This window comes from Anaerococcus ihuae (assembly GCF_928368155.1).
GTDB classification, from domain to species: domain Bacteria; phylum Bacillota; class Clostridia; order Tissierellales; family Peptoniphilaceae; genus Anaerococcus; species Anaerococcus ihuae.
Genome location: NZ_CAKMRU010000003.1, coordinates 131,520 through 142,887, shown reverse-complemented (window position 1 = coordinate 142,887; position 11,368 = coordinate 131,520). Strand labels below are relative to the sequence as shown.

General features: G+C 30.3%; 10 protein-coding genes and 1 other annotated feature. All 10 genes read left to right on the top strand.

Annotation, left to right across the window (positions count from 1 at the left end; translation table 11 throughout):
* Positions 1 to 52 precede the first annotated feature (52 nt).
* The 10 genes from glmS to L6653_RS07905 all read left to right on the top strand — a co-directional run bounded on the left by glmS (position 53) and on the right by L6653_RS07905 (position 11,360).
* Positions 53 to 1,873, top strand: coding sequence for a glutamine--fructose-6-phosphate transaminase (isomerizing) (glmS, locus tag L6653_RS07950; RefSeq protein WP_236786571.1), 1,821 nt, complete (start codon positions 53 to 55; stop codon positions 1,871 to 1,873).
* Between the two features lie 271 nt (positions 1,874 to 2,144).
* Positions 2,145 to 2,368: a binding site (T-box leader), on the top strand.
* Positions 2,369 to 2,431: 63 nt separating this feature from the next.
* Positions 2,432 to 3,649 carry an amidohydrolase gene (locus tag L6653_RS07945; RefSeq protein ID WP_236786569.1) on the top strand — a complete coding sequence of 406 codons (1,218 nt, stop codon included), beginning with the start codon at positions 2,432 to 2,434 and terminating at the stop codon, positions 3,647 to 3,649.
* Complete coding sequence (locus L6653_RS07940) at positions 3,642 to 4,670, top strand: methionine ABC transporter ATP-binding protein (protein WP_236786566.1); 1,029 nt, start codon at positions 3,642 to 3,644, stop codon at positions 4,668 to 4,670. Before L6653_RS07945 ends, L6653_RS07940 begins: the two co-directional genes overlap by 8 nt.
* Positions 4,657 to 5,322, top strand: a complete 666-nt coding sequence (locus L6653_RS07935) for a methionine ABC transporter permease (RefSeq protein WP_236786563.1) — start codon at positions 4,657 to 4,659, stop codon at positions 5,320 to 5,322. The genes L6653_RS07940 and L6653_RS07935 overlap by 14 nt, the downstream gene beginning before the upstream one ends.
* 19 nt (positions 5,323 to 5,341) lie before the next feature.
* Positions 5,342 to 6,214 carry a MetQ/NlpA family ABC transporter substrate-binding protein gene (locus L6653_RS07930; RefSeq protein ID WP_236786560.1) on the top strand — a complete coding sequence of 291 codons (873 nt, stop codon included), beginning with the start codon at positions 5,342 to 5,344 and terminating at the stop codon, positions 6,212 to 6,214.
* 21 nt (positions 6,215 to 6,235) lie between these two features.
* Positions 6,236 to 7,084: a MetQ/NlpA family ABC transporter substrate-binding protein gene (locus tag L6653_RS07925; RefSeq protein WP_236786557.1), complete on the top strand. Its 849-nt coding sequence runs from the start codon at positions 6,236 to 6,238 to the stop codon at positions 7,082 to 7,084.
* 123 nt (positions 7,085 to 7,207) lie between these two features.
* On the top strand, positions 7,208 to 7,711 hold the full coding sequence (locus L6653_RS07920) for a GNAT family N-acetyltransferase (RefSeq protein WP_236786554.1): 504 nt from the start codon (positions 7,208 to 7,210) through the stop codon (positions 7,709 to 7,711).
* Positions 7,708 to 10,296: an ATP-dependent DNA helicase gene (locus L6653_RS07915; protein WP_236786551.1), complete on the top strand. Its 2,589-nt coding sequence runs from the start codon at positions 7,708 to 7,710 to the stop codon at positions 10,294 to 10,296. Before L6653_RS07920 ends, L6653_RS07915 begins: the two co-directional genes overlap by 4 nt.
* Before the next feature lie 40 nt (positions 10,297 to 10,336).
* On the top strand, positions 10,337 to 10,672 hold the full coding sequence (locus tag L6653_RS07910; protein ID WP_236786548.1) for a PadR family transcriptional regulator: 336 nt from the start codon (positions 10,337 to 10,339) through the stop codon (positions 10,670 to 10,672).
* Entirely contained in the window at positions 10,653 to 11,360 is a 708-nt protein-coding gene (locus tag L6653_RS07905) for a pseudouridine synthase (protein WP_236786545.1), read from the top strand. The genes L6653_RS07910 and L6653_RS07905 overlap by 20 nt, the downstream gene beginning before the upstream one ends.
* Positions 11,361 to 11,368: the final 8 nt, after the last annotated feature.

Genomic DNA, 11,368 nt, shown 5'->3' with positions numbered 1-11,368 from the left:
ATGACAAAGAAAATAAAGTGATACCTCTAAAATTTAATATTAGGAGGATACTATGTGCGGAATAGTATGTTATAAGGGAAGGCTTAAAGCTAGAGAAATTATTATGGATGGTCTTGAAAGACTTGAATATAGGGGATACGATTCGGCGGGAATTTCCCTTATCGATCAGGGTATAATTAAAACTGTCAAAAAAAGCGGCAAGGTAAAAGTTTTAAAAGATGAGCTTTCAAAAAATCCTATTGAGGGAAATATCGGAATTGGCCATATTAGATGGGCAACTCACGGAGGCCCTTCAGATATAAATTCTCACCCACATCTTTCAAATAATGGGAAAATTTCTGTTGTTCATAATGGAATTATTGAAAATTATAATGAGCTTAAAGAAAATCTTAAAAAAGAAGGTTATAATTTCAAGTCTGATACTGATACAGAAGTTATTGCTGTTTTGATTGAAAAATATTATGATGGTGACATTTTAGAGGCTGTAAAAAAAGCAAAAAATGACTTGAGAGGATCTTTTGCTCTTGGGATTTTGTGCCAAGACGAAAGTGATAGACTTATAGTTTTAAGGGAAGAAAGTCCACTTGTTTTGGGAAAAACTAATGATGGAATCCTTGCAGCAAGCGACCTTCCTTCAATAATAAAATACACAAAAGATGTAATTTATCTTGAAAATGGAGATTTGGTTGATATTAAGGGAGATTCTTACGAAATTTATGACAGAAATTTCCAAAAAATTCAAAGAGAAATTTCAAAAGTTGATTTTTCTTTTGAAGATTCAACCAAAGAAGGTTTTGATCATTTTATGATTAAAGAAATTTTTGACCAACCAAAGGCAATTGCAGATACAATCAGATTTAAAATGACTGGTGATAGGGTTGATTTTAAAGAAAATTCATTTTCTCTTGATGAGATTAAAAATTTCAAGAAAATTTATATAGTTGCTTGTGGAACTGCCTACCATGCGGGTCTTGTTGGGGCCTATGCCTTTGAAAAATTTGCAAAAATTCCTGTAATTTGTGATATAGCAAGTGAATTTAGGTACAATGATCCTTTTATTGATGAAAATACTTTGATAATTTTGGTAAGCCAATCTGGGGAAACTGCAGATACTCTTGCAGCTTTAAGACTTGGTAAGATTAATGGTGCAAAGACTTTAGTTTTGACAAATGTTGTAGCTTCATCTCTTGATAGGGAGGCTGACAAAACAATTTATTGTTATGCAGGACCAGAAATTGCAGTTGCATCAACCAAGGCCTACACAACACAAATTATTTCTCTTTACATGCTCGCCTTAGATTTTTCTTTAAAACTTGGAACAATTGATGAAGAAAAATACAAGGAAATAATTTCAGAAATGAAAAAAATTCCTGAAAAAATCAAGGAAGTTTTGGGTGAGAGCGAGAAAATAAAAACTTACGCAAAAGAGATAAAAGATTTTAATTCTATGTTTTATATAGGTCGTGGTCTTGATTATAAATCTGTAATCGAAGGGTCTTTGAAACTAAAAGAAGTTTCATACATTCATTCAGAAGCCTTGGCAGCGGGAGAATTAAAACATGGAACCATTGCTTTAATTGAAAATGGAACTCCTGTTGTGGTAGTTGCAAGTCAAGAAAATATAATGGAAAAAACCATATCAAATGTAAAAGAAATTATCTCAAGAGGAGCAAATATCTTCTCAATTTCAAAAAAAGATGACCATTTGAAAGAAATTTCCAACTTTAATTTCGAACTTCCACAAACAATTGATCCACTTTATCCGGTTTTATCAGTTATTCCTCAACAAATTTTGGCATATTATGTTTCATGTGCAAAAGGACTTGATGTTGATAAGCCTAGAAATTTAGCGAAATCAGTAACGGTAGAATAACTTGCACAAATAATTAAATACAGTATATTATTATTGAATTTATTTTACCAAAACCATGAGAAGCCTTAGGGCTTCTTTTTTTATTTTAAATTATTTTAAATTTTGATTTTTCTATAAAAAAGACCAATAAATTATTTTTAATATTTATAAGTAAAAGCTTGAAATTATGGGGATTTTATTAATAATATCCTAAATTAATTAATAAAAATTAAAAAAAAGCTTGACAGGATTTTTAAATGATAGTATTATTGATTTATCAAATAGATTAAAAACAAACCAGATAAAGAGAAGAGTAGTCGTATGGATTATTTTACAGAGAGCCCTGTTAAGCTGAGAGGGGTAAATAAAAAGTATGGTGAAGATGGTCTCAGATGGGATAGGTCGATATTTAGACTTATACGGGAACTCCCGTTACAGAGTTAGGATATGATAGTATCTGAAGTGGCATTTTTTAGTGCAAAAAAGGTGGTAACGCGGAAAAATTTCGTCCTTATTGTAGTTTATCTACAGTAAGGACTTTTTTATTTGTTTAAATTTAGGAAAGAAAGGTTGGGGGAAATGGCAAATATAAGTGCAAATGAAATTAAAAATTTGGTAAAGGAAAATTTAGATTTTGCCAAAAAAATAAAAAATTACCTACATGAATATCCAGAACTTTCAAGCAAGGAATTTGAAACTCGCAAATTTTTAATAAATGAGTGCAAAAAACTTGGTTTGGAAATCGAAGAGGTTAAAAATTCTACAGGTTTTGTGGCAATCCTTGATACAAATAGGCAAGGAAAAACATTGGGACTTAGAACCGATATAGATGCTCTTCCAATTTTGGAAAATGAAGAAAATTTAAAGAGCAAAAAAGAAGTTGTATCGAAAAATCCTGGTGTAATGCATGCTTGTGGCCACGATTTTCACATGGCTCTTGCTCTTACAAGTGCGAAAATTCTAAGTGAACTTAAAGATAAATTAAACGGAAAATTTTATTTTATTTTTGAAGAAGGCGAGGAAACAGGAGCAGGAATTCATGCTATGATCGAATCTTTAAAAAATATAAAATTTGATGCAATTTATGGAAACCATGTTGATACAGAAATTCCAACAGGAAAAATTGCAATTTCTAAAGGGAAAGTTTATGCAGGTTGTGCGGGGGTTGATTTTGATGTAATCGGAAAAGGCGGTCACGGTTCAAGACCTGATTTATTAATTTCTCCAATAAATGCCCTTGTTGCTATTATAAATAACCTAAACCAAACTTGGGCAAGCGGCCTTAATCCAAATGAGATTGTAACTTTGGGAATTGGGTCGATAAATGCAGGTTTTGCTTCAAATGTTATTCCTGATAAGGCGAATTTAAAGGCGACTTTGAGATTTTTTGAAGATGAGGTTGGAGAAAAAGCCTTGGAAAAATTAAAAGATATTGCAGAAAAAACTGCAAACTTATATGGATGCAAGGTTAAATTTAACGATTATACAAGAATAGTTGCCTATCCAGTTATAAATGATGAAAATATTTCGGAATTTGCAAGGATTTCTTTGGAAGAAATTTTACCAAATTCAAGGGTAGATGAAGATGTTTCTTTTGGATCTGAATCATTTTATGGATATGGAAAAATTGCTCCAAGTGTTTTTGCAAAAATTGGTGTAAAAAACGAAGAAAAAGGATGTGGAGCTGGAGCTCACACTGAAAAATTTGATGTTGACAACGACGGTCTTTATTATGGACTAGCTTGTGCTTTAAATTTTTTAATAAATTTTAATAGAAAAGAGAGAGATGATGATTGAACTAAAAAATATTAGCGTAGACTTTGATGGTTTCAAGGCAGTCGATAGAGTTAATCTTAAAATTGAAAAGGCAGATGCCTTTGGTATAGTTGGATTTTCTGGGGCTGGAAAATCAACCCTTGTAAGGTGCATAAATCTTTTGCAAAAACCATCCGAGGGAGAAGTTTTGATAAAGGGTGAAAATCTTTTGGACTTATCACAAAAAGATTTGAGAAAAAGACGTAAAAAAATCGGCATGATTTTCCAACACTTTAATCTTTTGAATAATCTTTCTGTGATAGACAACGTAATTTTTCCAATAAGAAAGGAAAATATTTCAAAAGAAGAAAAAATCAAAAAAGCCAAAAAACTTTTAGACTTGGTTGGAATTGGCGATAAGGCTGAATCTTTCCCAAGAGAGCTATCAGGTGGTCAAAAGCAAAGATGTGCAATTGCAAGAGCCCTTGCATCTGATCCTGAAATTTTACTTTGTGATGAGGCGACAAGTGCTCTTGATCCAAAAACTACCAAGCAAATTTTAAAACTTTTGGGAGAGATTAAAGAGAAAATTGGAATAACAATTGTAATAATCACCCACCAAATGGAAGTTGTAAAAGATCTTTGCAATAAGGTTGCTGTAATGCAAGATGGAAAAGTTATTGAAGAAGGGACAACTCTTGAAATATTTTCAAATCCAAGACACAAACTTACAAAAGATTTTGTAGAAACTTCAACAAATGTAAATCAAACTCTTGAGGAAGTTAAAAACAATCTGGGAGTTTTGAAAAAAGGTGAATTTTTAGTAAAACTTTCCTATGTTGGAGAGGCAACAACAGAACCTGTAATAAATGAAATTTATGAGAAATTTAAGGTTAAGACCAATGTTTTGGCAGGAAATATTGAATTTATTACAAATGTTCCAGTTGGAAATCTTATAGTAACCTTCAAAGATGAAGGAGAAAATATTGATAAGGCTATTGAATATTTGATTGCTGGTGGAACAAATGTACAAATTTTAGGAGATAGTAATGGAATACTTTAGTTATGCACTTTCAATAAAAGATAGGATTTTTGAAGATATAGGCCTTACATTTTATATGCTATTTTTATCAGCCATATTTTCAGGAATTTTTGGACTAATAATAGGAGTAATACTGGTAGTTACAAACGATGGAGGAATTTTGGAAAACAAAAAAGTTTATAGCCTTTTGGATAAGATAACAAATCTTTTCCGTGCGGTTCCCTTCATAATTTTACTTGCAGTAATAAGTCCTTTGACAAATTTAATTGTAGGAACAAGAATTGGACCAACAGCTGCAATAGTTCCCTTAGTTTTTTCTTGCGTGCCATTTTTTGCCAAACAAGTTGAACAAGCTCTTGCAGAAGTTGATCCAGGAGTAATAGAAGCTGCGGAAGCTATGGGAAATTCACCATTTGAAATCATAACAGCAGTTTATTTAAGAGAAGGCTTACCATCACTTGTAAGAGCTTCAGCCATAACCCTAATTTCACTTTTGGGACTTACTGCAATGGCTGGAACAATCGGAGCAGGAGGAATAGGAAATCTTGCTATAGCAGTCGGATACAACAGATACAAAAACGATGTAGTTATTATATCGGTAATAGTTATTTTGATCATTGTCTATGCCATCCAAGGCATTGCCAATTTAATCATAAAAAAAACATCACATTAAAAATATTAGGAGGAAAATGATGAAAAACTTAAAGAAAATTGCACTAGGATTGTCACTTGTACTAACTTTAGTAGGATGCGGAAATAAGAAGAATGATACAAATTCAAATTCTTCCCCATCAAACCAAGCAAAAACAGAAGACAGATTTGCTGATATTAAAGAAATAAAAATTGGGGTTTGTGGAGAAAAGAATGAAGTTTTAGAAGATATTGCAAATAGATTTGAAAAAGATACAGGAAAGAAAATAGAAATTGTACCATTTTCAGATTACAACCAACCAAACGAGGCTTTAAAATCTGGAGATATAGACTTAAATGCCTTCCAACACAAAAAATTCTTGGAAGATTATAACGAATCTCACAAAACAGATATAGTTGCAGTTGGAGATACCCTACTTGCTCCAATGGGAATATATTCAGATAAAATAAAAGATGTAAAAGAAATAAAAGATGGAGATAAAATTGCAATTCCAAATGATCCAACAAATGGAGCAAGAGCCCTTTTCCTACTTCAATCAGCAGGCTTACTTGAGCTTGAAGGAAAAGAAGGAGATGCAATTACCCTTGATAATATAAAGAAAAATCCAAAAAATTTGGAAATAATTGAACTAGATGCAAGTCAAACTGCAAGAAATCTTACAGAAGTTGCAGCATCAGTTATAAATTCTGGAGTAGCAGTAGATGCAGGATTTGTTCCAACAGAAGATGCAATTTATCTTGAAGATAAGGACGATCCAGCAAAAGCAATCTATGTAAACATAATTGCAGCAAGAAAAGAAGACAAAGACTCAAAAACTGTAGAAAACTTTATAAAAAATTATTATCAAACAGACGAAACTAAAAAATTAGTAGAAAAAGAAACAAAAGGATCAGAAATTCCAGCTTGGAAATAAAATTAAAAAGGAGATAAAAAAATGAAAAAAATTGGAAAAATAGCTTTAGGACTTGCCCTACTTGTAGGACTTAGTTCATGCGGAAACAAAGAAGATGAAAAAGTTACATCAAATTCAAATGAAAATCCAAAAGAAAAACAAAGCATAAAAATAGGAGTTGTTGGAGAATATAACGATGTATTAAATGAAGTTATAAAAAGATATGAAGAAAAAACAGGAAATGAAGTTGAACTTGTGGTATTTTCAGACTACAACCAACCAAACGAAGCACTAGAATCAGGAGATATTGATTTAAATGCCTACCAACACAAAAAATTCTTAGAAGAATACAACAAAGATCACAAAACAGACCTTGTTTCAGTAGGAAATACAATGCTTGCACCTCTTGGAATTTATTCAAAAAAATATAAATCACTCGACGAAGTAAAAGAAAATGACGAAATAGTAATTCCAAACGATGCATCAAACGGAGCAAGAGCCCTATTTTTATTACAAGATGCAGGACTTATAAAAGTAAAAGGAGAAAAGGGAGATTCTGTAACAATTGTAGATATAGAAGAAAATTCAAAAAATCTAAAAATTACAGAAGTTGACGCAGCTCAAACAGCAAGAAATCTAGATTCAGCTGCCCTTGCAGTTGTAAATGATACTTTCGCTCTTGATTCAAAAATTGCTACAGAATATCCAGCTTTAAAATTTGAAGAATCAAAAGCAGATGATTCAAACCCTTATGTGAATGTATTTGCAGCCAAAAAAGATAGAAAAGACGATGAAGTTTTAAATGATTTTGTGAAAAATTATTATCAAACAGATGACACCAAAAAAGACTACGAAAAATTCACAGGAGGAGCATGGATTCCTGCTTGGTAAAAAAATTAAATACAACCCCCTTAAAATATACTGGCTATGAGTTTTGCTCATAGTCTTTTTATTTTCAAAATTAAAGAAATTTAACCAATTTAAATAAAAACCATTTTAATGTATAATAATTGTATGAGAATAGCAGAAATTAAAGACTTAGATGAAATTATGATAATTATAAATGACGGCAAAAAAGCTTTGAAAAAAGATGGAGTTGACCAATGGCAAAATGGACTTCCTGATAGAAAGGGGATTTATGAAAATATTTTGACAGGAGAAAGTTTTGTTTATGAGGAAAATGGGAAAATTTTATCTTTTGCTTATTTGAAGAAGGATTATGAAGAAGATTATAGGGAAATTGAAAAGGATTTTAAAAATCACGGACCATATCTAACAATTCACAGACTAAGTGTAAGAGAAAGTGCAAAGAAAAAAGGAGTTGCTAAGAAGTTTTTTGATGAAATTATAGGATATGGGAAAAATTTAAAAATGGAGGCAATAAGGATTGACACCCACCCAGATAATTTTAAAATGCAAAATTTAATTAGCAAATTGTCTTTTGAAAAAATTGGAATTTGTACAGTTGATGATAAAATCAGAAGATCTAAAAGATATGTGTATGAGTTGATTTTATGATAAATGAAAAACAAAAAAAGATCATCGATGATGCAAGGCTTCCGGCTGCGGTTCTTGCAGGTCCTGGGACTGGAAAAACTTTTACAATTGTTCAAAAAATAATTTCTTTAATAAAAAATGATGGGATTAGTCCCAATAAAATTCTTGTTACAACTTTTACCAAAAAGGCTGCAAATGAGCTGATTGAAAGGGTTGAGTCAAATCTTAAAAAAGAAAATATAGAGGCTGATACTTCCAATATGTTAATTGGAAATTTTCATTCTCTTGCCCTTTCTTTTTTAAAAGAATACAAGTCTTTTGGTCAAAATATTTTTGATCCCACAGTTATTGATTCCCACATTGAGGGATATTTGATTGAAAAAAATATGGGGATTTTTGAAAATATTCCAAATTTTTCAAAATTTATTTCCTACAATGAGGTGGGTCAAATCCAAGGGATTTTTGCAAGTATTAGCAATAATTTGGTCGATTTAAATGATCTTCGTGATTCGGATAATCCTCGTGATAATTTAGCTCTTGAAATTTATTTGAAATGGGCGAATTTTCTTGACCAAAATAAGCTTATAAATTACCAAATGATTTTGAAAAATTTCTACGACCTATTAAATGACCCACTTTATGGGAAAAAAATTAGGGATAGGATAGATTTTGTAATAATTGATGAATACCAAGATACAAATACTATCCAGGAAGAAATCTCCTTTGGCCTTTGTAAGGGGAAAAATCTTATGGTTTTTGGAGATGATGACCAAGCTCTTTACTCCTTTAGGGGAGCAAGTCCAAGGAATTTAAGAGATTTTGACAAGGCTTGTAAGAAAAATCTAAAAAAAGAGGCGAATTTTTATAATCTAGATATAAATTACAGATCAAATCAAGAAATAATAGATAAGTCCAAAGATTTTCTTGTAAATTCAAAGGCCTTTGACCTTGAAAAAATAAAAGATTTAAGGGCAAATGATGGGGAAAAAAATGAGAATTCTCTTGTAAGGGCAAGGGCAAATCAATATGAAAATATTGAAAATATAGTGAAATTTTTAAATAAAAAAATAAATTTAAACCAAATTGCTTTCTTATTTCCTTCACTAAATGGAGATTATCCAAAGTCCTTGCAAACTTATTTTGAAAATCATGGCATAAATGTCCTAAATAAATCCTCAAAATTATTTTTTAAAAGAAGAGAAATTAGACTTTGCCTATATGTGATATTGTCAATTTTTTCAAAAAAACCAAATAAGCTCACAGGGTCAAATCCTGACAAATATAAGTGGAGCCAAGAGACAAATTTCAAAAAATATATAGGGGGGATTTTTGATGATGCGGAATTTACAAAAAACCAAGAATTAAATGCCTATATAAAGGAAGAAAAATTAAAGTTAAGTGAAAACAAATCCTACACTGAGATTTTGTACCAGGCTTTTGGTCTTGAAATTTTTAAAGAGATTTTGGATAAAAGTCTAGAAAATCAAAATTCTATAAGAAAGCTTTCAAATATAGGAAAATTCACATCAATTCTTTCGGATTTTACAAATCTTTGTGGTTTTGATATTAATTTTTATAAAAAATCTATCGACTTAATTTATGGTTATATTTTTTATCTTTTTAAAAATTCAGCCATAAGTGAATTTGAAAATTTTGATAGTCCAAAAAATTCAGTAATTTTTTCAACAATCCACCAAGCAAAAGGCCTTGAATATGATGTTGTCTTTGTTTCAAGCCTAAATGATAATCCAAGAAAAGATAGGTATTCTTTTAGTCCAAAACTTGAAGGAAAAAAAGAAAGTGATTTTCTAAAAAATTATTATAGAAAATATTATACTGCCTTTACAAGAGCAAAAAATCTTTTGGTTATTTTGGATAATTCAGAAAATTCCTACATGAAGTCTTTCACATCAAGTTTAAATTCATCTTCTATTTTAAAGACAATTGATTTTAAATTTAAGGAGGAAAGTGTAAAAAAAGAAATTTTGGCTTACACAACAGATATTTCAATTTACAAATCTTGCCCTTTAAAATATAAATTTATAAGGTTGTTGGAATACAGGAAAGAAAAAACCAAGGCGGTGGATTTTGGATCAAAAGTTCACAGCCTTGCCGAATATCTTACGAATATAAAAAAAGAAAATCTTTCTTATGATACAATAAATGAATTTATAAAAGAAAACAAAGAATTTCAAAAGCCTATAGCAAATTTTATAAATAGAAATTTCCCCATTAAAGAATCTGAAATGAACATAAAACTTGATAGAAATTTTTATATACTCCAAGGAAATATAGATATAATCCTTGAAAATGGGAGCATTATTGACATAAAAACTGGAAAAATAAATGAAAATAATCTTTCATCCTACAAAAACCAGCTACTTACTTACTACAATTTGTTAGTCTATAATAATAAAAAAGTAGGGAAGATGTTTTTATATTTTATAGAAGAAGACAAGCTAATAGAAGTTAAAAAATCAGATTTTAATATGAAATATATTGACGAAATAGGAAAAAATATAGTAGAAAAAAATATAGAAATAAGGACAGCTGACAAAAAAGAATGCAAATTCTGTCCGATGGCTTATTTTTGCAATAGAGCTTGATTAAGATCTACTATGTAATACAATGTTCTTGGGTGATAAAATGAAATCTCAAATGCTAAAAGGACTTATCGAAGGGGTAATTCTTAAAATAATTAAAGATAAAGAAACATACGGCTATGAAATAGTTGAAACTTTGAGGCTAAATGGTTTTTATAATATGACAGAATCCACAGTCTATCCTATTTTGCAAAGACTTTCAAAAAAAGCTCTTATATTTTCATCAAAAGAGAAGTCAAAAGTTGGACCAAAAAGAAAATATTATTATATAACGCCCAAAGGCGAAGAATATTTAGAAGATTTTACCAAAGACTTTTTGGAATTAGATGAAAATGTAAGAAAAATATTAGGAGTTAAAAATGATAATGAGAGTAGATAAAATGATTGGAAATGCCAATCTTGATACAAGAAAAAATATAAAGAAAAATGCAAAAAAAGGCGGACTTGTAATAAATGGAGAAATTATAAAAGATTCATCAGTAAAAGTTGACCCAAACTTGGATGAAGTTTTATATATGGGAGAGCTTGTAGATTATTTTGAAAATATTTATATAATGATGAACAAAAGAGAAGGCTTAATTTGCCAATCAAACGAACTTGATGGAACTGTAATGAGTGACTTGGATGAATTTTATTTAAATTTAGACCTTGCAATAGCAGGACGACTTGACAAAGATACGACAGGACTTTTATTAATGTCAACAGATGGGAAATTTATCCACAGAGTAATTAGTCCAAATTCAAATATTTGGAAAAAATACCAGGTAGAAACGTCAAAAAAAATTGATCCAAGCCTTGTAGAAATTTTTAAAGAAGGCGTGTATATAAAAGAAGATGATTATTATGCAAGAAGCGCAAAACTTGAAATCATTGAAGACAAAAAAGCCTATGTATACGTAACAGAAGGAAAATTTCACTTGGTAAAAAGATTGTTTTCAAACAACGATAACCAAGTAGTAAGTTTAAAAAGACTTGCAATTGGAGATTTACAATTAGACCAAAGTTTAAATCCGGGTCAATATAGGGAATTAAGTGAAGAAGAAATAGAATTATTTACAAAAGAATAAGAATTTGT